Annotated in this window: 19 protein-coding genes; 9 read left to right on the top strand and 10 right to left on the bottom strand. The window is 64.0% G+C overall.

Going from position 1 to position 25066, the window contains the following annotated elements; all coding sequences use genetic code 11:
- Nucleotides 1-51: 51 nt before the first annotated feature.
- Together ACIQXM_RS05955 and ACIQXM_RS05950 are read left to right on the top strand one after the other, a co-directional pair.
- Entirely contained in the window at nucleotides 52-1071 is a 1020-nt protein-coding gene (locus ACIQXM_RS05955; RefSeq protein WP_400928987.1) for a LacI family DNA-binding transcriptional regulator, read from the top strand.
- A 14-nt stretch (nucleotides 1072-1085) separates the two neighbouring features.
- The gene (locus ACIQXM_RS05950; RefSeq protein WP_400928984.1) at nucleotides 1086-2177 is read left to right on the top strand and encodes a Gfo/Idh/MocA family protein; all 1092 of its coding nucleotides are present in this window, start codon (nucleotides 1086-1088) and stop codon (nucleotides 2175-2177) included.
- Nucleotides 2178-2282: 105 nt separating this feature from the next.
- Here ACIQXM_RS05950 and rpsA read toward each other — a convergent pair whose 3' ends face one another.
- Together rpsA and ACIQXM_RS05940 are read right to left on the bottom strand one after the other, a co-directional pair.
- Nucleotides 2283-3755, bottom strand: a complete 1473-nt coding sequence (gene rpsA, locus ACIQXM_RS05945; RefSeq protein ID WP_400928981.1) for a 30S ribosomal protein S1 — start codon at nucleotides 3753-3755, stop codon at nucleotides 2283-2285.
- Nucleotides 3756-3975: 220 nt separating this feature from the next.
- Nucleotides 3976-4971 (bottom strand): GNAT family N-acetyltransferase, encoded by a 996-nt coding sequence (locus ACIQXM_RS05940; RefSeq protein WP_400928978.1) that lies wholly within the window; start codon nucleotides 4969-4971, stop codon nucleotides 3976-3978.
- 116 nt (nucleotides 4972-5087) lie between these two features.
- On the opposite strand from ACIQXM_RS05940, the gene ACIQXM_RS05935 reads away from it, so the two are divergent.
- Nucleotides 5088-5213 carry a hypothetical protein gene (locus ACIQXM_RS05935; RefSeq protein ID WP_400928975.1) on the top strand — a complete coding sequence of 42 codons (126 nt, stop codon included), beginning with the start codon at nucleotides 5088-5090 and terminating at the stop codon, nucleotides 5211-5213.
- 13 nt (nucleotides 5214-5226) lie between these two features.
- Here ACIQXM_RS05935 and polA read toward each other — a convergent pair whose 3' ends face one another.
- On the bottom strand, nucleotides 5227-8019 hold the full coding sequence (gene polA, locus ACIQXM_RS05930) for a DNA polymerase I (protein ID WP_400928972.1): 2793 nt from the start codon (nucleotides 8017-8019) through the stop codon (nucleotides 5227-5229).
- Nucleotides 8020-8038: 19 nt separating this feature from the next.
- Between polA and ACIQXM_RS05925 the strand changes: the two genes are divergently transcribed.
- Nucleotides 8039-8527 (top strand): PaaI family thioesterase, encoded by a 489-nt coding sequence (locus tag ACIQXM_RS05925; RefSeq protein ID WP_400928970.1) that lies wholly within the window; start codon nucleotides 8039-8041, stop codon nucleotides 8525-8527.
- Nucleotides 8528-8554: 27 nt separating this feature from the next.
- On the opposite strand, the gene ACIQXM_RS05920 is transcribed toward ACIQXM_RS05925, so the two are convergent.
- Both ACIQXM_RS05920 and ACIQXM_RS05915 read right to left on the bottom strand, forming a co-directional pair.
- A complete protein-coding gene (locus ACIQXM_RS05920) occupies nucleotides 8555-9781 on the bottom strand; it encodes an HNH endonuclease (protein ID WP_400928967.1) in 1227 nt (408 codons plus the stop codon).
- Nucleotides 9782-10342: 561 nt separating this feature from the next.
- Nucleotides 10343-10876, bottom strand: coding sequence for a dihydrofolate reductase family protein (locus ACIQXM_RS05915; RefSeq protein WP_400928964.1), 534 nt, complete (start codon nucleotides 10874-10876; stop codon nucleotides 10343-10345).
- Between the two features lie 133 nt (nucleotides 10877-11009).
- On the opposite strand from ACIQXM_RS05915, the gene ACIQXM_RS05910 reads away from it, so the two are divergent.
- Nucleotides 11010-12098 (top strand): alkene reductase, encoded by a 1089-nt coding sequence (locus tag ACIQXM_RS05910; RefSeq protein WP_400928961.1) that lies wholly within the window; start codon nucleotides 11010-11012, stop codon nucleotides 12096-12098.
- A 110-nt stretch (nucleotides 12099-12208) separates the two neighbouring features.
- On the opposite strand, the gene ACIQXM_RS05905 is transcribed toward ACIQXM_RS05910, so the two are convergent.
- From ACIQXM_RS05905 to ACIQXM_RS05890, 4 genes are all read right to left on the bottom strand, one after another.
- Nucleotides 12209-12451: a hypothetical protein gene (locus ACIQXM_RS05905; protein WP_400928958.1), complete on the bottom strand. Its 243-nt coding sequence runs from the start codon at nucleotides 12449-12451 to the stop codon at nucleotides 12209-12211.
- Nucleotides 12448-13671 (bottom strand): anion permease, encoded by a 1224-nt coding sequence (locus ACIQXM_RS05900; RefSeq protein ID WP_400928955.1) that lies wholly within the window; start codon nucleotides 13669-13671, stop codon nucleotides 12448-12450. Before ACIQXM_RS05900 ends, ACIQXM_RS05905 begins: the two co-directional genes overlap by 4 nt.
- 213 nt (nucleotides 13672-13884) lie before the next feature.
- On the bottom strand, nucleotides 13885-15900 hold the full coding sequence (locus ACIQXM_RS05895) for an MFS transporter (protein ID WP_400928952.1): 2016 nt from the start codon (nucleotides 15898-15900) through the stop codon (nucleotides 13885-13887).
- A 51-nt stretch (nucleotides 15901-15951) separates the two neighbouring features.
- Nucleotides 15952-16362 carry an Hsp20/alpha crystallin family protein gene (locus tag ACIQXM_RS05890; RefSeq protein WP_400928950.1) on the bottom strand — a complete coding sequence of 137 codons (411 nt, stop codon included), beginning with the start codon at nucleotides 16360-16362 and terminating at the stop codon, nucleotides 15952-15954.
- Between the two features lie 306 nt (nucleotides 16363-16668).
- Between ACIQXM_RS05890 and ACIQXM_RS05885 the strand changes: the two genes are divergently transcribed.
- From ACIQXM_RS05885 to glsA, 3 genes are read left to right on the top strand one after another with little or no spacing between them, the layout of a single operon-like run.
- A complete protein-coding gene (locus ACIQXM_RS05885) occupies nucleotides 16669-18051 on the top strand; it encodes a glutamate decarboxylase (protein ID WP_400928947.1) in 1383 nt (460 codons plus the stop codon).
- 18 nt (nucleotides 18052-18069) lie between these two features.
- On the top strand, nucleotides 18070-19818 hold the full coding sequence (gadC, locus tag ACIQXM_RS05880; protein WP_400928944.1) for a putative glutamine/gamma-aminobutyrate antiporter GadC: 1749 nt from the start codon (nucleotides 18070-18072) through the stop codon (nucleotides 19816-19818).
- Entirely contained in the window at nucleotides 19815-20765 is a 951-nt protein-coding gene (gene glsA / locus ACIQXM_RS05875) for a glutaminase A (RefSeq protein WP_400928941.1), read from the top strand. The genes gadC and glsA overlap by 4 nt, the downstream gene beginning before the upstream one ends.
- A gap of 92 nt (nucleotides 20766-20857) precedes the next feature.
- Here the strand turns inward: glsA and ACIQXM_RS05870 are convergent, their stop codons facing one another.
- Nucleotides 20858-22516, bottom strand: a complete 1659-nt coding sequence (locus tag ACIQXM_RS05870; RefSeq protein ID WP_400928938.1) for an ABC1 kinase family protein — start codon at nucleotides 22514-22516, stop codon at nucleotides 20858-20860.
- 150 nt (nucleotides 22517-22666) lie between these two features.
- On the opposite strand from ACIQXM_RS05870, the gene ACIQXM_RS05865 reads away from it, so the two are divergent.
- On the top strand, nucleotides 22667-25054 hold the full coding sequence (locus ACIQXM_RS05865) for a glycoside hydrolase family 3 C-terminal domain-containing protein (RefSeq protein WP_400928935.1): 2388 nt from the start codon (nucleotides 22667-22669) through the stop codon (nucleotides 25052-25054).
- Nucleotides 25055-25066: the final 12 nt, after the last annotated feature.

The following is a 25066-nucleotide window of genomic DNA, read 5'->3' as shown; positions in this document are numbered from 1 at the left end:
GACCCCGGCTTCACGGTGCAGGGAGAACTATCGGTGCAGAGAGAAACATCATTGAGTGCTGATACCAGCCCGGCCAGGCCCGCCCCCACACTGGAAATGGTGGCGGCCCTGGCCGGAGTTTCCCGCGCCACGGTCTCACGCGTGGTGAACGGCTCCCCGTCTGTTGACCCGGACCTCGTCCACTCCGTGGAAAAGGCCGTCCGCACGCTGAACTACGTCCCCAACCGCGCGGCCAGAACCCTGGCCAGCCGCCGCACCTACACCGTGACGCTGCTGGTGCCCGAGTCCACGTCCAAAGTCTTCGCCGACCCGTTTTTCGCCACGGTCGTGGAAGGCGTCGCCCGGTACCTGAACACCACCGAGTACATGCTGAACATGGTCACGTCTTCCGAGGCAAATCCGGAGAAGACCCGGCGGTATCTGCTGGGCGGCAACGTGGACGGCGTCCTCGTCGTCTCCCACCACACCGGGGATGATTCCTGGGCGCGGCTGGACGGATCCCTGCCGCTGGTCTTTGCCGGCCGCCCGCTCGTGAACGCCGATGACAGCTACTTCGTGGAAGTGGACAACGAGGAGGGCGCCGCCGCCGCCACGGCCCGGCTGGTGGAGGCCGGACGGCGCCGCATCGCCACCATCGCCGGACCGCAGGACATGCCTCCCGGCGTCGACCGCCTCGCCGGTTGGCGAACAACGCTCCTGAAGGCCGGCCTGGATGACGCCCTGGTGGAAACCGGCGATTTCACCGTCACCTCCGGCGCGGCAGCCATGCGGCGCCTGCTGGACCGGGAGAAACCGCTGGACGGCCTCTTTGTGGCCAATGACCAGATGGCGGCCGGCGCGTACTCCGTCATCAAGGAACGCGGACTGCGCATTCCCGAGGACATCGCCGTCGTCGGCTTTGATGACGATTACTATGCCACCAGCCTGAGCCCGGCCCTGACCACCATCCACCACCCCATTGCGGCGCTGGGTGAGAAAATGGCCGAGCTCCTGGTGGAGCTGATCGAGGGGCGGCCCGCTGAACGCGTTCACCGCCTGCCCACATCCCTTGTTGTCCGAGAATCCGCATAGGAGCTGACTCTTCCATGTCCCTTAGCACTGCCCCCCGGCGCGTTGTCCGCCCACCCTGCGCGGAAGAAGGCGCACCCTCGCCCCTGGCAGCAACCGGCGCGCCGCTGAACTGGGCCGTAGTGGCCACCGGCGGCATCGCCGGCACCGTCACCGCAGACATCGCCCTGCTCGAGGACGCCGTCCTGTACGCGGTTTCCTCGCGCAGCGGCGCCAAGGCCGCCGATTTCGCTGAACGGTTTGGTTTTGAGACCTCGTATTCCGATGCCGACGGCGGTCCCTCCGGCTTTGAGGCGATGTTCTCCGACCCCGCCGTCGACGTCGTGTACATTGCCACTCCGCATGCCCAGCACTATGCCGTGGCTAAGAGCGCGCTTGAGCACGGCAAGCACGTGCTCTGCGAAAAGCCCTTCACGGTCAACGCTGCTGAAGCAACCGAGCTGGTTCAGCTGGCCCGGGAGCGGAACCTGTTCCTGATGGAAGCGCTGTGGACGCGTTTCCTTCCCAGCACCAACCGTGCCTGGGACATCCTCGCCTCGGGCGAGCTCGGAACCCCCTCCTGGGTCCAGGCGGACCTTGGCTTCACCGCTCCCGAGGATCCCTCCTCCCGGATGTGGGACCCGGCCGCCGGCGGCGGGGCACTGCTGGACCTGTCCGTCTACACCCTGACCTGGGCCCTTGGCGCCCTGGGCCACCCGGACAGCATTGATGCCTCCGGCATCCTGAACAATGACGGCGTGGACATCCAGAACGCGCTGACGCTGCGTTACGACGACGGCCGCCACGCCCAGCTCACGTCCTCCCTCGCGGCCTCTGGTCCGGGCGCAGCCACGATTGCCTGCAGCTCCGGCTGGCTGAGGACCGGCGGCGGGAACATCCCGAACCCCCGCGAACTGCACGTGCACGGCCCCGGCGGAGCACGGGTGGAGACCTTTGAGCACGCGGGTTCCGGCTACACCTACCAGCTGCGCGAGGTGACGCGCTGCATCCAGGAGGGTTTGACGGAAAGCCCCACCATGCCGCTGGAAGAGACGCTGCGCACCATGGAACTGCTCGACGGCGTCCGCGCCCAGCTGGGCCTGCGCTACGCCAACGACGCACGGAACTAACCGCACTGCGCAACAGCAAAGCGGGCCCCCACCGAAGTGGGGGCCCGCTTTTTTGGAGCTAATACCGACCGGCCAACTCAACCGGTCAGTCAGCGCACCGGGAAATTAGTTGCCCGTGAGCTTCTCGCGCAGAGCGGCGAGTGCTTCATCGGAAGCCAGCGTGCCGGCACCCGTCTCAGCAACGGCCGGCTCGGAGGAGTAGCTCGTGGTGCCGGATTCGGAAGACTCCGAAGCAGCTGCGATGTCCTCGGAAGCGTGCTGTGCAACCTGCTTCTTGTGGGCTTCCCAGCGGGCCTGGGCGTCAGCGTACTGCTGCTCCCAAGCGGCGCGCTGGGTCTCGTAGCCTTCGAGCCATTCGTTGGACTCGGGGTCGAAGCCCTCCGGGTACTTGTAGTTGCCGGCTTCGTCGTACTCTGCGGCCATGCCGTACAGAGCCGGGTCGAACTCGGTGCCTTCGGGGTCTACGCCCTCGTTGGCCTGCTTCAGCGACAGGCTGATGCGGCGACGCTCGAGGTCGATGTCGATGACCTTGACGAACAGTTCGTCTCCAACGGAAACAACCTGCTCGGCCAGCTCTACGTGGCGGACAGCCAGCTCGGAGATGTGGACCAGGCCTTCGATGCCGTCTTCAACGCGAACGAACGCACCGAACGGAACCAGCTTGGTGACCTTACCCGGCACAACCTGGCCCAGGGCGTGGGTGCGGGCGAAGGTCTGCCACGGATCTTCCTGCGTAGCCTTCAGCGACAGGGAGACACGCTCGCGGTCGAGGTCAACTTCCAGAACCTCAACGGTGACTTCCTGGCCAACTTCAACGACCTCGGAGGGGTGGTCGATGTGCTTCCAGGACAGCTCGGAAACGTGGACGAGACCGTCTACGCCGCCAAGGTCCACGAATGCACCGAAGTTGACGATGGAGGAAACAACGCCCGGACGAACCTGGCCCTTTTCCAGCTTGTTGAGGAACGTGGAACGAACCTCGGACTGCGTCTGCTCGAGCCATGCACGGCGGGACAGAACAACGTTGTTGCGGTTCTTGTCCAGTTCGATGATCTTGGCTTCGATCTGCTGGCCGATGTACGGAGCCAGGTCGCGGACACGACGCATCTCGACGAGGGAGGCCGGCAGGAAGCCGCGCAGGCCGATGTCCAGGATGAGACCACCCTTGACAACCTCGATGACGGTACCGGTAACGACGCCGTCTTCTTCCTTGACCTTCTCGATGTCGCCCCAGGCGCGCTCGTACTGTGCGCGCTTCTTGGAGAGAATCAGGCGGCCTTCTTTGTCTTCCTTGGTGAGGACCAAAGCTTCAACCTGATCGCCAACGGAGACAACGTCTCCGGGATCAACGTCATGCTTGATGGAAAGCTCACGGGAAGGGATGACACCCTCGGTCTTGTAACCGATGTCGAGCAGGACCTCGTCGCGGTCAACCTTGACGACGGTACCTTCGACGAGATCTCCGTCGTTGAAGTACTTGATGGTTGCGTCAATGGCGGCGAGGAAGTCCTCGGCAGTACCGATGTCGTTGATAGCGACCTGCGGGGTACTGGACTTCTCGGTGGTGGTGATGGTCATGTAGTTGGGACTCCGATGTGGAAGTTGTTTTGTATTCCGGATGCGCTCCCACCGAACTCAGAGCAGCCGATCAGGGCCTGCCGCAAGACAGTGCTTGTTTGTCCGGAGATGGACAGAATTGGTAACTTACTGCGCAATTACGCGCCAGATCAGTCTAGCCGCAGCTTGCAACTCAGGTCAAAGCACCCAGAGTACTTTCAGGAAAGTAGTTCTGCATCAGCTAGAACATAGTGCTGCAGTAGGGTGCCGGACCTGCTGTGAAGAGTGCATCAGTGAGGTCCAACGCAGCACGGCTGCCGCGTATTCCGCCCGCTGCAGCCAGGGTGGGCGCGCTGACTCCGCCCAGATACAGGGACCCCAAGGCGGCAATGTCAATGTCGACGGCCTCTGCGCCCGCAGGAACGGTCCCTCCCTCCGCCGGGTGGACAATGCCGGTTCCGCCGTGTGCGTCCAGCTGCCACACGCCGTTGGCCATTCCCAGCGGATCCCGGACGGTCAGGACAAGGGTGCCTGACCCGGAGTAGCGGCGGCGGTCGGCCAGCATCCACGGCAGCGGATCGGCTACCGGTGCCACGTCGAAGGTCAGCCGTTCCACCAGGTCGATGGAGCCGAGGTAGCGCCACAGTTCGCGGTAGGCCTCGTCGCTGGCCGCCACGAGGTCCGTGATCTTGACGGTATGCGGATCGGTTTGCCAGCCGAGGGATTTGTACGTTACGTAGCCGTCGGGAATACCGTCCTGGTTGTAGCGGATCACCCCGCGGAGGGCTTTGTCCGGCTCGGAGGTTTCCTCGCTCCAAGCTCCGGATGCGCGCATCCAGTAGCCGTGCTGCCGCCCAAGGGCGCCGAAGGTTCCCTGCAGGTGGGCACGGTAGATTTCCGGTGCGACCGACAGGAGCTTGGAGTTGTCCGCGACGGCGATGCTCCCGGCAGGAGAAGCCGTGAACTCCAGCCCGCCGCGGGAATCCACTCTGGTTTCCGCGGCGGAGGTGGCCGCGCCGAACCCGAAGCGTCCGTAGATGGTGGCCTCCGACGCCGTCAGCCCGGCCAGCGCCAGCCCTGCGTCCTTGGCCCGGCGCAGGTCGCGCGTCATCATGGCGCGCAGGACGCCGCGGCGGCGGTGCGTGGGGCGCACCGTCACAGCAGTCACCAAATGTGCGGGAAGCAAACGTCCGCCGCCTACATTCAGGGAGTCAACCATGGTGGCGTAGGTGGCCACCGGGACGGCCGCGTCCCAGGCGAACTCCGGTGCTGCGTCATCATAGTCAGGAGGCGCCGGTCCCGGAGGTATCCGTCCACCAGCCCGGGCAAAGGTTTGGAGTCCGCCCGTTGCTCATGGAATCCGAGTTTGACGGCCTCGAACCAGTTGGCGGTGCGGGTATCCGCCGCCGTGCCGGCGTCGTCGTACCCCGGCGCGAACGAGTCGAACCGCAGCCCCGCAACCTCATCCGTTCCCGGTGAACCCGCCATGCCCTTAGTGCCCGGCCTCGTGCCAGCTGACGCCCACGCCCACGGAGACATCCAGCGGAACCGACAGGTCCGCAGCGGAGCCCATCTGCTCACGCACCAGCTTTTCCACCGCCTCGCGTTCGCCGGGGGCGACTTCAAGCACAAGTTCGTCATGGACCTGCAGCAGCATCCGGGACTTCAGGTTCTGCGCCTTCAGCTCCGCGTCAACGCCCAGCATGGCCTTTTTGATGATGTCCGCGGCTGAGCCCTGGATCGGGGCGTTCAGTGCGGCACGTTCAGCCATTTCACGCAGCTGCCGGTTGTCGCTGGACAGGTCCGGCAGATACCGCCGGCGGCCTTCGATGGTGGAGGTGAAGCCGTCCTTCCGGGCCTGCTCGACTACGCCGCGCAGGTAATCGCGCACCGCACCGAAGCGGCTGAAGTAGTCCCGCATCAAGGTTCGTGCCTCGTCCACCGGAATGGCCAGCTGCTTGGACAGGCCGAAGGAGCTCAGACCGTAGACCAGGCCGTAGGACATCGCCTTGACCTTTGAGCGCATGGCGCTGGTGACTTCTTCCGGCGGAACCCCGAAGATGTGCGAGCCGACAAACCGGTGCAGGTCCTCCCCCGCCCGGAACGCGGCAATCAGGCCCTCATCCCCGGAGAGGTGCGCCATGATCCGCATTTCCACCTGGGAGTAATCCGCGGTGAGGAGGGTTTCATACCCCTCGCCCACGGTGAACACTTCCCGGATGCGCCGGCCTTCTTCGGACCGGATGGGGATGTTCTGCAGGTTCGGATTGGTGGAGGACAAGCGTCCGGTGGCTGCCGCCGTCTGGACGTACGTGGTGTGCACGCGGCCGTCATCGGACACTGCCTTGCGCAGGCCTTCAACGGTCTGGCGCAGCTTGGTTGCATCCCGGTACGCCATCAGGTTGGCCAGGAACGGATGTCCACCGGTCTTGATGATGAGGTCCGAAAGGGCGTCGGCGTCCGTGGAGTAGCCCGTCTTGATTTTCTTGGTCTTGGGCAGGCCCAGCTCATCAAAGAGCACCACCTGCAGCTGCTTGGGCGAACCGAGGTTGATTTCCTTGCCGATGATGCTGAAGGCTTCGCTGCTGGCCTGGGCGATGGTGGCGCTGAAGTCATCCAGCAGCCGGTCCAGTTTTTCAGTGGACACCGCGATGCCGGCCAGTTCCATTTCGGCCAGGACCTCGGACAGCGGCAGTTCCAATCCGCCCAGGAGCTGGTTGGCGCCGCGGTCCACGAGCTGTCCCGCGAAATGCTCGCTCAGCTGCAGCGCGGCGAAAGCCTGCATCACCGCCGGCGATGCGACGTCTTCTTCTTCAAGCTGCAGCTGGAGCTGGTTGGATCCGGGAGCGGACGGAGTCAGGGACATCCGGAGGTGGTGCTGGCTCAGGTCCGCGAGATCGTAGCTGCGGCGGTCCGGCTGGATGAGGTAACCGGAAATAGCGGTGTCATCAACTTCGCCGGCCAGGTGCAGGCCGCGCGCCGCCAGTGCCTTATAGGCCTCCTTGAAATCGTGGACGACCTTCGGCGCGTCCAGGTCCGCCAGCCAGGCCGCGAGCACCTGCTCGGTGTCGGCGTCGATCTCGGTCAGCCGAACATACGCCGCCGCCGAGGCAGTCACCAGAGCCAGCCCGACGACGTCGCGCCCTGCCGCTGCCCCTTCCGTCACCAGCTGCACTGCAGTCTTGGCTTGGTTGGTGGAGTCAATCCAGTTCTTCAGTGCCGCGGCGTCCGTGATGGTGACGTGTTCCGGCGGCAGGAGTTCGTGCCCGGTGGTCGCAGTTTCCTCTTCGCCGTAGACGTCGAACAGACGCTTGCGCAGCGCGTTGAACTGCAGGGCGTCAAAGAGCTCTTCTATGGCTTCACGGTCGGGGCGCCGGGCAGCCATGGCATCCAGGTCAACCGGCAGGTCAAGGTCCCGCAGCAGGCGGTTCAGGCGGCGGTTGCGCTTAACGTCCTCGATGTTGGCACGGAGGGAGTCCCCCACCTTGCCCTTGATGTTGTCCAGGTTCTCGAGGATGCCCTCAAGCCCGCCGTACTGCTTGATCCATTTGGCAGCGGTTTTGGGGCCCACGCCGGGCACCCCCGGCAGGTTGTCCGCGGATTCGCCCACCAGGGCGGCGAGGTCCGAATATTTGTCCGGCGGAACCAGATACTTCGCCTCAACCGCTGCGGCGTCCATGCGCGGCAGGTCGGACACGCCCTTCTTGGGATAGAAGACGGTGACCCGGTCATCCACAAGCTGGAAGGCATCGCGGTCGCCGGATACGACCATGACATCCCAGTTCCGGGCCGAGGCCTTTTCGGCCAGCGTGGCCAGAATGTCATCCGCCTCAAAGCCGTCCATGGAGATCGTGGGGATGCGCATGGCTTCCATCACCTTGATGATGAGGTCGATCTGCCCGTGGAACTCCTCGGGCGTCTTGTTGCGTCCGCCCTTGTACTCCGTGTACTCCTCCGACCGGAAGGTGGGAGTGTCAAGGTCAAAGGCCACCGCTACGTGGGTGGGCTTCTCCTCCTTGATGAGGTTGATGAGCATGGAAGTGAATCCGTAAACCGCGTTGGTGTGCTGCCCGGTGTCCGTGGAAAAGTTTTCCGCCGGCAGGGCATAGAAGGCACGGAAGGCCATGGAGTGGCCGTCAATCACCAGCAGCCGGCTGTGTCCTCCTGCTGAAACGGTTCCAAGCGCCTCGGGGGCGGCTGCGGCGTCGGGCCCAGCGGTCTCCTCAACAACGGTTCCGGCAGGGGTTTCTGCTTGAATATCGGCCAGTTTGGTAGATTCACTCACAGATGTAAGCCTAGTTGGCATGAGCGACATTTTCACGCCGGGCACCGGGGCCTCCTCCGAGACAGCCCGCGACTACACCGACGAATTGAACGAAGCCGGGATCCCGCCGGAGATGCACGGCTGGCTCAGTGCGCACGGGGTTGGCCCGCTGGTGGTGAAGATGGGCATTCGTTTCTCGGAGATGAGTGCGGAACGGCTGGTGGCCACGATGCCTGTGGCCGGAAACGAGCAGGTGGCAGGCATTCTGCACGGAGGCGCCCATCTGGTGCTCGCGGAAACCCTGGGCTCTTTTGGTGCAGCCATTCATGCTGGGCCGGGCCGGCAGGCACTGGGCATTGAGATCGGAGCCAGTCATCACCGCGCCGCACCATCGGGGATTGTCACCGGCACCGCAACGGCCATCCACTTGGGCAGTACCCTGGTGACGCACGAAGTGATCATGACCGATGAACAGGGCCGACGGCTCAGCACCGCCCGCATCACCAACATGATCCGCGACGAGCGTTAGGCCCGGGCCCGGAGCATTCGTCACCGCTCAGGCCGCCCTGGAGCGGGTGCCGGGAGGAGCCGGTGCGGCGGACCTGTAGCGGTGCCCCGTGGGTGTGACTGTTTCCACGGTATGGCGTGCATCCGCCGGATTGCCGTCAGCTCCGGCGGTCCCGCCCAGCGGCACGACTGATGAGCTGCTCCATCCGGGTGCTTCCTTGGCCTGATTGCAGGCTTCACACAGTCCCTGCACGTTGTCGGCATTGGTGGGTCCACCCCTGCTGTGGGGCTGTATATGGTCAAAGTGCCTCAGCGGTGCCCCGCACCACGGCATTCGGCAGGTTTGGTCCCTCGCTGCTATGAACCGCGCCATGCCTGCAGGCACCAGCCGTGCCTTCGAATCCATGGCCACGAGCTGACCGGTTGAGGGTGCGGTGTACAGCCGCCGCAACCATACTTCTGCTGCCTCGTCCTGCTTGCTGCCGACTTTGCGTCTCCTGGCTTCCTCCGAACCTGCAGCGGGAAGCGGGGCAGCACCCGGTTCCACCTCCCCGAAAGAACCAACGCTCCGGCGGACCAGATCCCGTGCAAACTGTGCCGGAACCACACCGTAACCGGCCAGCGCGGCTGGTTCCGACGACGATGCCAGCAGCGAGCCCTCGGTCATGATGAGTTGAACTTCAATCCGCACGGCTCCTGCTTCGGAGCGTCCCGTGATGCGTTCCACCAGTGTGTCGGCCATGATTTGTCCGCGTCCCCGCGCATCCCCGGCGGCGCGAAGACGGTCCGCTTCCCGGGAAAGAGTCGCATAGACCTCCACTCCCTGGGCCACTGGAAGCAAGCCGGTGAGGTACGTCATGGTGTCCGGTGCCGGACGGCAGGACACAAACCTGTCTGAAACAGCTTTCGCCGCACGGTTTACAACGGAGGCCGGATCCATCCCATAGGCCAGGGCTTTCACCCGTGCGATCAGCTGCCTGTCCCCCAGGCTTTGCAGCTCTCCCGGATTGCCGGCCACTAACTGGTCGATCCGCAACCGGGCCTCCAATGCCAGACAGGCGGTTTCCCGCACCAGGATTGTGGCCCGCCATTCACTGATAATTCCAGCGCTCAGAGCATGCAACGTGTGCGGCATCTCCTGCGTCAGGATCCGCGCCAAGCCAAGCAGCCGGGTGCCCCGGTGCGGGGATTCGCGCCGCGCGAACCCGATCTGCGCCCCAATACCCTTGCCCTGTTGATCTCTTGCGACTCCGGCCGCCGCTTGATGCTCTCGCATGGCACTGTCGAATGCCGCGGCAGCTCGAGCCTGAGCAGCAGATGCGGCAGCCTTGAGCTCCTCCAAGGCCCGAATTTGATCAATCAGTAGCGCGGGGGCAGTTCTGGCGCCCGTTGCCGCGCGGGCAACGGCAGTTTCAGGTCCCGCGCGGGCAGTTGCAGTTGCAGAGACGAATTCTCCGGCTTCTCCAGCTCGGCCGGTTTTATCCTCCGAGTCCCTTGGGAGGGGAGCCACAAGGGCCAGTTCCTCCAACCACGCGCCGATGGGCAAGCAACCTGGCTCGGAGGAAAGCGGAGCCGGGTTGTCGGCAGGCGAGGGAAGCGGAGGAATCGAGGCGGGCATTCCTCCGGCTCGCCTCTCACTGTCATCGCTCCCCTGATATTCGAACATGTTTACTATTTTAGGTCTCAGGAGCTCATAAATGGCTGCAAATCTCTTGACGACGTTACTGGAGGACTACGCATATTTCTGAGGCCCGAGCCATTTCCCCGGGCCAAAGCATGACCGCAGACAGCGTCGACCCAGAGAGCCTCGGTCCAACACGCCTCGATCCAGAGAGAGTCAGTCCTGAAAGCGATAGTGCAGCCGCACCACTCCCTGACCCATTGACCGCCCCTCCACCAAGGAGGCATGACCCGTCGCTTTCCGAACAGGCAGCACGGGCCGTCCGCTGCCCAGGGCCACCGGAAGAACCATCAGCACCATTTCATCCACCAGTCCGGACTCCATGAACTGGGCGGCAAGATTCCCGCCGCCGCACAGTGCGACGCCGTGCCCTCCAGCGTCCAGTTGAAGGTCGGCATGGAATTCGGCCACCTCACCGCGCACAAAAGTAATGTCCGCTCCCGGAATTGCCGCAAGCTCATGGTGGGTAAATACCCAGGCGGGAAGAGTTCCGTAAGGCCATGACTTCGGTGAGCCTTCAAAGGAGCGGTAAGTTTCAGCACCCATTGCCACCACTCCGAATCCAGAACCGGCCCCGGCGCTCCCCGCCCCGGCACTCCCGGTGAACTGCTTGAACAGCTCCCCCGAATTCCGCGCGTCGACAATGAACCCGTCCAAAGACGCAGCAACGAAATAGACAGTTCCGGCCATGCCGCCCATGCTAGTCCGGCAGATGTGCTGCGTCCCATGGAATACCTCGGCCGGTTTGCCGGTTGGCCCAACTGGACAGAACATAAGCGCCGCGCCGGAAACCGTCCGCGGTGCGCTCTACAGAAAGACTCCTGTGAATCTCTTTTCTCCGTTGACCCTCGGCAGCATTGAACTGCCCAACCGCCTGATCATGGCACCGTTGACCCGCACCCGCAGCGGCCGCGACGGCGTCCCCACAGCGCTGATGGCGGAGCATTACAGCCAGCGGGCCTCGTTGGGCCTCATTGTGAGTGAAGGAACCTACCCGTCCTTCGCGGGCCAGGGTTTCACCGGCCAGCCAGGGCTGGTCACCGACGAGCAGATTGCCGGCTGGAAGAACGTCACCGACGCCGTCCACGCAGCCGGCGGGCGGATTGTCGCGCAGGTGATGCACGCCGGCCGGGTCACCCACTCCGGAACCAACGGCGGCCGCGAAGTGGTGGCGCCCAGCGCCATCGCAATCGACGGCGTGACCCGCACCTATGAGGGCAAGCAGCCCTTCCCCGTGCCCCACGCCCTCACCACCGCCGAGCTGCCCGGAATCATCGAAGAGTTCGTTGCCGGTTCCCGTGCAGCCATGAAGGCCGGGTTCGACGGCGTGGAACTGCACAGCGCCAACGGTTACCTGCTGCACGAATTCCTGGCCGCCGGAGCCAACCAGCGCACTGACATCTACGGCGGTTCGCCCGAGAACCGCGCGCGGTTTGTCATTGAGGTCTACCGTGCCGTGGCTGAAGCCATTGGCGCAGACCGCACGGGCATCCGGATCTCCCCGGAGCACAACGTCCAGGGCGCGCTGGAGACCAATCCGGCCGAGACCCTGGCCACGTACACCGCGCTGGTCAACGGAATTTCTCCGCTGAAGCCTGCATTCCTCAGCATCCTGCACAAGGATCCCTCGGACATCCTCGTCCAGGAACTGCGCCGCAGCTTTGACGGCCCGGTACTGCTGAACTCAGGCTTCGGGGTCATCACTACGCGTGAAGAAGCCATCGGCATGATGGCGAACGAACTGTGCGACGGTGTGGTTGTTGGCCGCCCGGCCATCGCCAACCCGGACCTGGTGCGCCGCTGGCAGGAAGATCTGCCGCTGAACACCCCGGACCCGTCCACGTTCTACTCCGACGGTTCCGATTCGGCTGCCGGCTACACGGACTACCCGGCCTACGCTGACGCCTCGTAAGGACCCTGCAGCTGGGGGATCCCCCAGCGGGGCTACAGTCCCCACGCAAAAGCCCGGCGCCGGCAACCACGAAAGTGGCTGCCGGCGCCGGGCTTTTGCATGCCCCGGGACTAACCGTGCAGGGCGGGAACAATCAGGTAGATGCCGAAGAGGACGCAAGCGGCGCAGACAGTGAAGCAGGCGTAGGCGCCGAACTTCACGAGGCCGAGCCGGCCGCGGGCCGCGGGCCCCGGCTGCGGATCACAGGCCACGGCGTAAAGCCGCACACCGGTTGAATACAGGCCGACGACGACGAGCGCGGAGACCAGGGTAACCAAAGCCACCACGAGGTAGGCGAGCCAGTTGATGCTCATTTTGCTGATTCCTTGACCTTGGTGCGAGCTGATGCGGAGCTCTTGGAACGGGACTTGCGCTTCTTGATGCGCACGGCAGCGCCGGCGTTGTCGATGTTGCTGACGGCGTTGTCATGGCCCACCTTGTTGCGGCGGGACCAGAGGAAGATGAAGGCAATGATGGCCACGCCGAGGATCGCGTCAATGGTGACTCCGACCATTCCCGTGCTGGCCAGTGCCGCGGCAGCAGCACCCATCACGGCGGCGGCGGGCAGGGTCAGCAGCCAGCCCCCCGCGATCCGGCGCGCAGTTCCCCAGCGCACTTCGGCACCCTTGCGGCCGAGGCCGGAGCCGATCACCGAGCCCGAAGCCACCTGCGTGGTGGAAAGGGCCATGCCCAGGTGTGTCGAGGCCAGGATGGCGGCAGCGGTACTGGTTTCAGCGGCAAAGCCCTGGGCCGGCTTGACGTCAGTCAGGCCGGTGCCCATGGTGCGGATGATGCGCCAGCCGCCGGCGTAGGTGCCTGCAGCAATGGCGATGGCGCAGGAGGCAACCACCCAGAAGGCGGGGCCGGTGCCGGCTTCCTGGAAGCTGCCGGAAATCAACACCAGAGTGATGACACCCATGGTCTTCTGCGCGTCATTGGTTCCGTGTGCAAGAGCCACCAGGGACGAAGAGAAGATCTGCGCGTAGCGGAAGCCGCCGCGCTTGCGGGGCAGCTTGTCCCCCGAATCAGGATCGTGCCTGCGGGTGATGGAGTAGGCGAGCTTAGTAGCCAGATAGGCCACGGACAGCGCGATTGCCGGGGCGATGAACGCCGGCAGGATCACCTTGGACATCAGCACGGAGTAGTCCACGGAGCCGAAGCCGGCGCCAACAATGGCGGCGCCGATCAGTCCGCCGAAGAGTGCGTGCGAGGAGCTGGACGGAAGTCCCAGCAGCCAGGTAATAAGGTTCCAAATCACGGCACCCAGCAGGCCGGCGAAAATCATCACCGGCGTGATCTGGATGCCTCCGTCGCCTTCCCTGATGATTCCGCCGGAAATGGTCTTTGCAACCTCAGTGGACAGGAAAGCTCCCACCAGGTTAAGTACCGCAGCCAGGGCTACGGCGGTCTTCGGCTTGATGGCACCTGTTGCAATAGGAGTTGCCATTGCATTGGCTGTGTCGTGAAAGCCGTTGGTGAAGTCGAAGAATAATGCGAGCGCGATCACCAGCGCCACCATGAGGGTGAAATCCACCACGTACCCTAACTAAAAGACTGAAGGAAAAGGAGTCTGTCTAACCGGCGTGTAAAACATCGGTGCTGTACAACATCGGTGCTGCGGCGGGGAACGAGCCCTCGCGCCGGCCCACCCGGGACCATAGACACTTTACGCCTGGTCGATCTTATGCCTTGAATCAAGTACGGAGCAAAGACAGAGGTGTGGGCTTTCTCTCCTCGGTGCTGCGTCCTATATGCGCAAGCCCGTGGTGGGGGCGGCGCCGCCAAGTTCCACGTCGATGACAGTGTTGGGCGCCGGAAGGGTGACGCGCCGCGTGTGGGTGGTGACGCCGTCGGGCTCCACGACAGTGAGTACATACGTTCCGGACAGGGGCAGCGGGAGCTCATAGTTGCCGCTGGTGTCCGACACCGCGGACACCGTTTTTTGGCTGGAGGTTTGAACCAGGATCACCAGCGCCCCGGAAACCGGACGGCGGCCGTGGGTAACCGTGCCGGTCAGGACCAGACGGGCGGCAAAGCGGACGTCATGGCTGCGGGGCACTCCGGGAAATGCGAGGGTTTCCGCTACCGGCCGCCACTGGTGCTGCGTGGCCACCAGAACGTAGCGTCCGTTCCCCGGAAGTACGACGGCGTAGCGGCCGCCGTCATCGGCGCGGTCCCAGTCCACCGGGTCCCCGCGCAGGTCCATGACGGTCACCACGCCTCCCGGGACCGGGGTGCTGCCGTCGTCGGCCAGCATGGTTCCCTTGACCATGATCTCCTGCCTGGCATCCACAGAATCCGTAGGCTGCTGTGCAGGTTCCGCGTGCAGTTGCGGGTGGGTGGCCTCCCGGCGCGGGGACTTGGGAATGAAGCAGGAAATGCCGGTTGCTATGAGGGCGGCAGCGCATGCCATCGCAAAGATGCCGCGGAAAGCGTCCACACTCGGAAAGACTTCTCCGCCCGCACGGATGGTGATCGACGCCAGGAGTGTTGCGACGGCGGCGCTGCAGGTTGAGGTTCCCACGGATCGCAGGAGGGTGTTGACCCCGTTGGCGGCGGCCGTATCGGTCAGCGGGACATTGCTCATGATCAGCGTCGGCATGGCTGACATCGCCACGGCGGTTCCCACGGAGACGATGACCGCTCCAATAATGATGCCGGTGACCGTGTGCACCAGCATCACGCGCGACATGTAGCCCAGTGCCATGATGGAGCAGCCAACCACCATGGTGACCTTTGCACCGAACGCATTCGTTACGCGGGCGGACAGGGGTGCAGCTGCCACCATCGCCAGACCCGCGGGAATCATGGTCAGTCCGGCTACCAGCACGCTGAGGCCGAAGCCGTAGCCGGTTTCCTTGGACAGCTGCAGCTGCTGCGTGGTCACCAGCATGTTGGCGTACATGGAGAACCCCACCAGGACAGTGGCTGCGTTGGTCAGCAGCACCGGGCGGCGTGCCGAGGTGCGCAGGTCCACCAGCGGCTCGCCCTGCCGCAGCTCCAGTGGAAACCAGAGCGCCAGGAGCACCGCTGCGGCAGCAAAGAGTCCCAGGATCGGATCACTGGTCCACCCCCACACTCCGCCTTTACTGATGGCCAGCAGCAGTGCCGTCATGGCCGCCGAGAGCACTACGGCCCCCCTGTAGTCGAACCGGCCCGGTGTGCGCACCTGCGACTCGGGAACAAAGATCACGACGCCGGCAACCAGGACCAGGGCAATCACCCCGACAACCCAGAAGGTTGCCTCCCAGCCCAGCTGCTGATAAATCAGCCCTGAGAGGGGCAGGCCGAGCGCGCTGCCGATGCCGAAGCTGGCACTCATCAAAGACACGGCGCCGGCGATTTTACGCTGCGGCAGGGCGTCCCGCAGGATACTGATTCCCACCGGGATCACCGCCCCGGAGAACCCCTGGAGTGCCCGTCCGACAAGAGCCCAGAAAAAGGTACCCCCAAGGGAGGCCGTGAAGGCGCCAATGACCATCATGGACATGGCAACCAGCAGCATCCGCTTTTTCCCGAACATGTCAGCCAGCCGGGAGACGATGGGAGTGGCTACGGCCGCGGTGAGCAGCGTAACCGTGACCATCCAGGAAACATCGTCACTCGTGACCCCGAAGATCCGGGGATACTCCGGCAGCAGGGGAACCACCGCCGTTTTTTCCAGGGACACAACAACTCCGCCGCATCCCAGGGTCGCAATGACCACCCAGTCCGGAAATCTGCGGCGGCGGGCTGTGCGGGTCTCCGGTGCTGGGTTGCTCATCGGGTCCTTCCGGCCAAAGCGGTGACCAGTTCGGTTGTGCCTGCCTGCCGGCTAACCCCGCGAAATGGGCACCTTCGTGGAGGAGGAGCCTGCTTCCGGCACGGGAACCCGGATTTCCAGGACACCGTCGTTGTAGGAAGCCGTGACGTTGTCCTGGCTGGACCCGGCCGGCAGCGGAATGTCGCGGGTGAAGGAGCCGTAGCGGAACTCGCTGCGATAGCCGGACTTGTCCTTCTGTTCGCTGCTTTCACGGCGCTCGCCCTTGATGCGAAGGACGCCGTCACTCACGGACACGTCCAGATCCTTGTCCGGATCGATGTTGGGCAGCTCAGCCTTCACCACCATGGTGGCGCCGTCACGGTATTCCTCCACCGGGAAGGCCGGGACTTCCCAGTCGCCTTCAAAGAATTTGCGGACGGGTTCTGGCAGTTCGAACCGGTCACGCCGCGCAAGTCCAGCCATAAAAGTCTCCTTGAAGAAGGCCCCGGCGGTCTCCCGGCTGAACCGGGCAGCCTGGCCCTGGGGCTTAGTTGGGTGGTTCACACGGTACGCGTCCCGTTCCTCGGGCCTCAACGGTTCCGCCCCGTCCAGACGCCGAAAAACCTCAATCCGGGATACTTTCCGCCCCGGAACTCCGCGGCGGCGGTCGACCCTAGTAACCCATTTTGGCCGCGCGTAGAGTTTTGACCGCACCCGCTAGGGGATTTCATGACCGCCGTTCACTACGGCCCGGTGTCGGTACGACACCGCCGATGAAAGGTCGAAATTATGCCGAAGCAACGGGACAAGAACGCCCTCACAGTTAATCCACTCTTTGCCCGTCCGGGTGAGGAAACAGTGGCACTCAAAACGAAGCTCGCCGACGGGCAGATGTTGCCGGAAACGGCTTATCAGATTGTCCACGATGAAACCATGCTGGACGGTAACGCCCGCTTGAACCTGGCGACATTTGTCAGCACATGGATGGATGAGCACGCCAACAAGCTGTACGCCGAGACGTACGACAAGAACATGATCGACAAGGACGAGTATCCGCAGACCGCCCGGATCGAGCAGAACTGCTGGAAGATCCTCGCGGATCTGTGGCACTCCCCTGATCCGGAGGGTGCTATTGGGACGTCCACGGTGGGTTCCTCTGAGGCCTGCATGCTTGGCGGCCTGGCACTGAAACGCCTCTGGCAGAGTGCCCGCAGGGCAGATGGGAAACCCACGGACAAACCGAACCTGATCATGAGTTCGGCCGTCCAGGTCTGCTGGGAAAAGTTCTGCAACTATTTCGACGTCGAGGCCCGGCTGGTTCCCATCAGTGAGGAACACAAATGCCTGGACGGTTTTGAGCTGGAAAAGTACGTTGACGAAAACACCATTGGCGTGGTGGCCATCATGGGGGTCACTTATACGGGCATGTACGAGCCCGTGAAGCAGATCGCGGCCAAGTTGGATGAGATCCACGCTTCGACCGGACTGGATATCAACATCCATGTGGATGCCGCCTCGGGCGGCATGATTGCGCCGTTCATCCAGCAGGACCTGGAATGGGACTTTAAAATTGAGCGGGTGCACTCCATCAGCACCTCGGGGCATAAATACGGGCTCGTGTACCCGGGACTTGGCTGGGTGGTCTGGCGGGAACGCCAGTGGCTGCCGGAAGACCTCATCTTCTACGTGAGCTACCTCGGCGGCGACATGCCCACCTTTGCACTGAACTTCTCACGGCCCGGTGCCCAGGTTGTCCTGCAGTTCTACCTGTTCCTGCGGCTGGGCCGCGAGGGATATGCCAAGGTCCAGCAGGCCTGCCAGGACGTGGCCGTTTATCTCTCCTCGGGTATCAGTGAAATCGGCCCGTTTGAGCTGTGGAACGACGGCACCGACATTCCGGTGTTCGCCTGGCGGCTGAAAGAGGGCTATACGGACAAATGGACGCTGTACGACCTGGCCGAACGGCTGCGGACAAAGGGATGGCTGGTACCGGCTTATCCCATGCCCAGCAACCTGGAAAACCTCACAGTGGAACGAATCGTGGTCCGCAACGGTCTCAGCATGGATCTTGCGGACGATCTTCTGGAGGACATCCGGAAGCAGACCGAGTACCTCGATCGTCTTGAGTCGCCGATGCCGCAGGAATCGGCACAGCCCGGCTTCCACCACTAACCCGAGGAGGTGAGTGGAATGAGTGATTCCACTGCATCGAGCGGTTCCACAGCCGCGGGGAGTCCGGGCGCAGGCAGCCCGAAGACTCCTGCACCGGATCAGGCATCAAGAGCGAAATCCAAGCAAACCGCCACCATCACCATTGGAGCCCTGGCGGTCATGAACATCGTGGCCGTGGTCAGCCTTCGAGGTTTGCCTTCAGAAGCCGAATACGGATTGAGTTCGATCTTCTACTACGTGTTCGCCGCCCTTGTGTTCCTGGTGCCGGTCTCGCTGGTGGCCGCCGAGCTGGCCACCGGATGGCCGGAGACCGGCGGCGTCTTCCGGTGGGTTGGTGAAGCCTTCGGACCGCGCTGGGCCTTCCTGGCCATGTTTATGCTGTTCATTGAAGTCACCATCTGGTTCCCCACCGTTCTGACCTTTGGTGCGGTTTCACTGGCTTATACCGGCGACAACCGGAACCTCGATGCGCAGCTGGCAGGCAACAAAGTCTTTGTCCTTGCCGTGGTGCTGGTGGTGTACTGGCTCGCCACGTTCATTGCTTTCCGCGGAGCGGCAGCCTTCTCCAAGGTGAGTCAGTGGGGCGGGATCATCGGCACCATTATTCCGGCGATCATTCTCATCGTTCTCGGGTTCTCCTATTACTTCGCCGGAAATACCCCGCAGATCCAGATGGGGTGGGGTGAGCTCATTCCCGATTTCTCCAACTTTTCCAACGTGGTGCTGGCAGCGAGCATCTTCCTGTTCTATGCCGGCATGGAGATGAATGCCATCCACGTCAAGGAGGTCAAGAATCCTACCCGTGATTATCCGATTGCCGTCCTGATCGCGGCGGCCGGAACGGTGATCATCTTTGTCCTGGGCACGCTCGCCATTGCGTTTGTGGTCCCCCAGGCCGACATCAACCTGACCCAGAGCCTTCTGACCTCCTACAACGACATGTTCGAGTGGGCCGGTATCGGATGGGCCGGTCCGATTGTCGCCTTCATGCTCCTGATCGGTGTATTGGCCGGCGTCGTCACGTGGGTGGCAGGTCCCTCCACCGGACTGCTCACTGTCGCACGGGCAGGCTACCTGCCTCGCTTCTGGCAGCACACGAACAAGCATGGAATGGGTACCCACATCCTGTTCTTCCAGGCTTTTGCCGTGACCGGCCTGGGCATTATCTACGTGGTGCTGCCGTCGGTGCAGGCCGCCTATCAAATCCTGAGCCAGCTGACGGTGATTCTCTACCTGATCATGTACATGCTGATGTTCGCCGGCGCCATTTACCTGAGGTTCAGCCAGCCAAACCGCCCACGGCCCTACCGGGTGCCGGGCGGCAACGTCGGGATGTGGCTCATTGGCGGCGTCGGCTTCCTGGGTGCACTGGTGGCCTTTGCCTTCAGTTTCATTCCTCCCGACCAGATTGCCGTCGGCTCTCCCACGGTCTACGTGGGCATCCTGGTTGGCGGGGCGGCAATCTTCGTCATCCTGCCGCTGGTAATTTACGCCTTGCGCAAGCCCCACTGGCGGGATCCTGAAAGCCGGTTTGAACCGTTCACCTGGCAGATAGAGCACACCCATCCGGGAACGGTGTCCACCTCCTCCGTTCCCACCGCGGTCCTCGTCGAGCAGGCGCTCAGCGGCGCGTCCGGCGGGGAAGCCGCGTCCGGATCGGGCGCAGCGGGAGAGGAATCGGCGCAGCCGGGCAGGACCACCGACAATGACAAACCAACCCCCAGGCCCCGGCCCGGGCATGCGGTAGGCGGGAGCGCAGCCTTATGATGCCGGACAAATCAGCAATTACCCAAGCCGTCCAAACGGCTTACAAGGACCATGCCAAGGACACCGGCGGAGCCAATGCCAGTTACATTCCGTTCCTGGCGTCCGTGGATCCGGCCTTGTTTGGCGTCTGCGTGGTAACGGCCGACGGCGACGTGTTCGAGGCCGGCGACACCGGGTTCGAGTTTGCCCTGGAATCTATTTCCAAGGTGTTCTCCATGACCCTGGCGATGCAGGATGTGGGGCTGCCGGAATTCCATGACAAAGTGGGCGCGGATCCAACCGGTGAACCGTTCAATTCAGTTATTGCGCTGACCCTGCATGATGACAAGCCTCTGTCACCGCTGGTCAATGCCGGAGCCATGTCCACGGTGTCACTCATTCCGGCGGACTCCCCGGATGAGCGGTGGGACAAAATCCTGGATATGCAAAGTGCGTTTGCCGGAAGGAAAATCCGCCTCAGCGACGTCGTCAATGATTCCGAGCAGTCCACCAACTTCCACAACCGTGCCATTGCCTGGCTGATGTATTCGGGCGGAACAATGTATTCGGACCCGATGGAAGCGTGTGAGGTGTACACCCGGCAGTGTTCCACTCTTGTGACCACCCGGGATCTGGCAACCATGGGAGCCACCATAGCGGCCAGGGGCCGGAATCCAGTCACGGGAAAGCAGGTGTTCGATTCCTCCCTGGTCCCGCCGATTCTGGCGGAAATGACCATGGAAGGCATGTATACCGCTTCCGGAGACTGGGCCTACCGGGTGGGTCTGCCGGGCAAGAGCGGAGTGGGCGGCGGCATCTTGGCGGTCATGCCGGGAACGCTGGCCATCGCCGCCTTCTCGCCGCCGCTGGACCCGGTGGGCAACAGCGTGCGCGGTCAGAAGGCGGCGGCACAAGTTGCAGCAGCGCTGAATCTGAACATTTACAACTCCACGGACTACGCACAGTAACTCCGTGACGCAAAGCCGGGGCCGGCAAGCGATTCGCTGCCGGCCCCGGCTTTCGCTGAGTGTTGAGGGGGTTCGAAGGACGGTTCCGGGGATTAGCCGCGCAGGCGCTGCTTGCGCGCGGTCCAGGCCAGATAGCCGCCCAAGGCTCCGGTGGAGGCCAGGCCGGCGGTCATCAGCGGAGCCTGCCAGGACTTCCAGCGTTCACTGTCCCCCAGGGCCAGCTCCCCCACCCCGCGGATGAAGGCCGCAGCAAAAATAGCAGCAACCATGCGGTTGCCCACCTTCTCCAGCCGCACCACCAGCGGAGCGAGTTCTTCGGCCCGCAAGTGCACTTCGAAACCCTCGAAGTCCAGCGTGTTCAGTACCCGGCGCACCTGGTCCGGAAGCTCCGCACCAAGCTCCAGTGTTTCCACTCCGGCCTGGCCCAGCCGCCGGACAAAGGCCACCGGATTCAACTGCTCCATGGTCATTCGCTTGGCGTAGGGCGCCAGCGTTTTACCCATGCTGAAATTCGGATCCAGAACCTCGCCCATGCCCTCCGTCATGATCAGCATGCGCAACAGCAGGGCCATTTCACGCGGCAGCTGCAGGTGGTGGATGCGAATAATGCCCAGGGCTCCGCTGATGATGCGGCCCACGGGAGCGTCCCCCAGCGTCCGGCCCTGGTAGAGGCGGATCAGCTGCTGCAAATCCATCCGCAGACGGTACCGGTCCACCCGTCGGGCCGTCAGGCACATCCGGAGCAGGGCGGACGCCATTCTTTCCGGGTCATTGCGGAGGATCGCCACAAACAGTGCCGCAAGCTGGGACTGGAGCTTGTCATCCACCTCTCCCACCATGCCGAAATCGATCAGCCCGATCCGTCCGCCGCGTTCAACGAAGATATTGCCCGGATGCGGGTCCGCGTGAAAAAAGCCGTCCTCGAAGACCATTTTCATCTCAGCATCGGCAGCTGCTGCTGCGAGCGCGCTGCGGTCGATTCCCGCCGCATCTATGGCTGCAGTGTCCGTCACCTTCAGCCCGTACAGCCGCTGCTGGGTCAGGACCTTGGAGGTGCTGAACTTGGTGTACAGCACGGGAATCTGGACAACCGGGTCATCCTGGAAATTCGCCGCAAAGCGGAGGGTGTTGCCGGCCTCCTGCGTGTAGTCCAACTCGTTCCGGAGAGTCTCGGCAAACTCGTCCATCAGGGCCTTGACGTCATAGTCGCGGGCCGCTTCCCAGTGCTTGGCGGCATAGCCGGCCAGACTCTGCAGGATGTCCAGATCCTCGTTCACTTCATCCTCGACCCCGGGGCGGCGGACTTTCACCACGACCTCGGTGCCGTTCGGCAACCGCGCCGCATAAACCTGGCCAATGGAAGCGCTGGCCAGAGGATTAGTATCAAACGCAGCAAACCGCGTCAGCACATCTGTTCCCAGCTCTGCCTCCAGCACCGGAAGGATCTGCTCCCACGGCACCGGTTCCGCGTTGTCCTGGAGCTTAGCCAGCTCCTGCTGGTACCTGGGCGGCAGCAAATCCTGACGCGTGGACAGCAGCTGCCCCAGCTTGATGAACGTGGGCCCCAGCTCTTCAAGTGCCCGGCGCAGGTATTCGGGGGTGGCGGCCCGCTGCTGGGGGCGGTCGCCGGACTGCGGTTTGCGCCGGAAAGGAATCCGGGTTTCGAGGCCCGAGGCAGCCACCAGATAGCCGAGCCCGTTGCGGTACAGGATTTCCGCCATCTGCCGGTAGCGGTCGAGGTGGGTTTTCACAGAGTGCTCCGTTCCGGCGGCAGTCCTTTGGCACGCTGCAGCCGTACCTGAACCCTACGGTTGTCCACGGACGTTGGAACAGAGGCGGGCACCCTTTCACGGGCCCGGAGCGCGCCATAGACTCGGAGCCCACTGACAAGGGAGACGCCCGTGGCTATTCCAGCCGTACCCCAGGACCTGACACTGCAGGAAAAAATCATGCTGCTCTCCGGGGCAGGATTTTGGGAAACCGCAGCCCTGCCCCACCACGGAATTCGGGCCCTGGTCCTCTCCGACGGTCCGCACGGCGTCCGGCGTCCCTCCGGGAGCTCCACCCTGGGGCTCGGCGACTCGGTTCCCGCCACCTGCTTTCCCGCCGAATGCGCCACGGCCTGCTCCTGGGACCGCAGCCTGCTTGCGGAGCTGGGCACCGCCGTCGCCCGCGAGGCCCGCGCCCAGGGCGTGGACATCCTGCTGGGCCCCGGACTGAACATCAAGCGCACTCCCCTGTGCGGGCGGAACTTCGAGTACTTTTCCGAAGACCCGCTGCTCGCCGGTGAGCTGGGCGCGGCCTGGACCGCTGCCGTCCAGGCCGCCGGCGTTGGCACGAGCCCCAAGCACTTCGCGGCCAACAACCAGGAAGCCGACCGGATGCGCGTGGACGCGGTGGTTGATGAGCGCACCCTGCGGGAGATCTATCTGCGTGCCTTCGAGATTGTGGTCCGTACGGCCAAACCGTGGACCGTCATGGCCGCCTACAACAAGGTCAACGGGATGCATGCCGCAGAGAACCCCTATCTGCTCAGGTCGGTCCTGCGTGAAGCCTGGGGCTACGAGGGCGCGGTGATATCCGACTGGGGAGCGGTCACCGACCGGGTTGCCGCGCTCGCTGCCGGCCTTGATCTGGAAATGCCCGCCAGCGGCGGCATCGGTGCAGATGAACTAGCAGCAGGACTGGATGCCGGGACCATTACGGAGGCGCAGCTCGATGCGTCGGTTTCCCGGCTTCTCGGCCTGGTGGACCGGGCCGCCGAGCACCTCCCGGAAAGTGGGCACCTCCCGGAAAGTGGGCACCTGTCCGAAGGCGGCGGCAAGGAACTTGGACAGGACGACGGCGGAGCGCTCTACGCAGCCAGTCATGAGCTGGCCCGGCGGGCAGCGGCCGCTTCCATGGTGCTGCTCAAGAACGACGGCGGGCTGCTTCCGCTGGCGGCCGGCGGTACGGTTGCCGTGATCGGTGAGCTGGCGCGGACGCCCCGCTATCAGGGCAGCGGTTCCTCCCGGGTGAATCCCGTGCATCTGGTCAGTCCCCTCGACGCGCTGCAGGAAGAGCTGCCCGAACTCCTCTTCGAGCCGGGCTACTCGCTGGCCGTGCCCGATCCGCCGGCCGGGGAGGCCGCGGCTTCCCGGCCTGAGGCGGTACCTGTGGACCTCGTGGAAACCGCGGCGGCTGCTGCTGCGGCCGCGGACACCGCCGTCGTCTTCCTCGGGTTGCCGGACGATGCGGAGTCCGAAGGATTCGACCGCACCACGCTGGACTTGCCCGATGCCCAGCTGGAGCTCCTGGCCGCCGTAGTCGAGGCGAACCCGCGCACCGCCGTCGTGCTCTTCAACGGAGGGGTGGTGACTACGTCCTGGGCGGCTGCCGTGCCTGCTGTCCTTGAAGCGTGGCTGCCGGGCGAGGCGGGCGGCAGCGCTGTGGCTGATGTGCTGCTGGGCCGCTCTGACCCCGGCGGAAGGCTGGCTGAGACCATTCCCCACCGGTTGCAGGACACCGCCGCCTTCGGCAACTATCCGGGCGAGGGCGGCAGCGTCCGCTACGGTGAAGGCCTGCTGGTGGGGTACCGGTGGTACGACACCCGCGGCATCGACGTCGCTTTCCCCTTTGGCCACGGTCTGTCCTACACCGGTTTCGCTTACACGGATCTACAGGTCCGCAGCAGCGGAACCGGGCCCGGGCAATCCATCACCGTGGAACTGACCCTCACCAACACCGGCACGCGCAGCGGCCGGGAAGTGGTGCAGCTTTACGTTGGCGCGCCGGAGGACGACGGCGCCCAGCAACGGCCGCTGCATCCGCGCCGCGAACTGCGCGGCTTCGAAAAGCTCCAGCTGGGACCGGGCGAATCCCGGCACGTGGAGTTCCGCCTGGAAATCCGGGACCTGTCCAGGTGGGATCCCGAAGCGCAGTCGTGGGTGGCGGACGCCGGCGAGTACCGCGTTGAAGTGGGGTCATCTTCCCGCGACCTTCGCCTCGCAGGGGTTGCGGCGGTGGACGGAACGGTGCCCGCCCCGTTGCTGACCACCGATTCCTCCATCCAGGAATGGCTGGCAGACCCTGAAGCGGCGGCCCAACTGGTGGCTGCGCTGTCCGCCGGAGCAGGAGGAGTTGACGGCGGAGCAGGAGGAGCAGCTGCTTCTGCCGGGCTGGCCGCCTCACTTGCCCTGGTGGGCAATATGCCGCTGCGGCGCATGGCCCGGTTTCCCGGCACCCCGGTGACCGCCGAACTCCTGCATCAGCTTCAGGACTGGCTGCGGGCCGGCCGCGGGGGACACTGATATGCAGCGGCC

Source organism: Arthrobacter sp. NPDC097144 (assembly GCF_044762205.1).
In the GTDB taxonomy this organism is placed as follows: domain Bacteria; phylum Actinomycetota; class Actinomycetes; order Actinomycetales; family Micrococcaceae; genus Arthrobacter_B.
The sequence above is the reverse complement of the archived record's forward strand: the minus strand, read 5'-3'. Positions and strand labels throughout refer to the sequence as shown.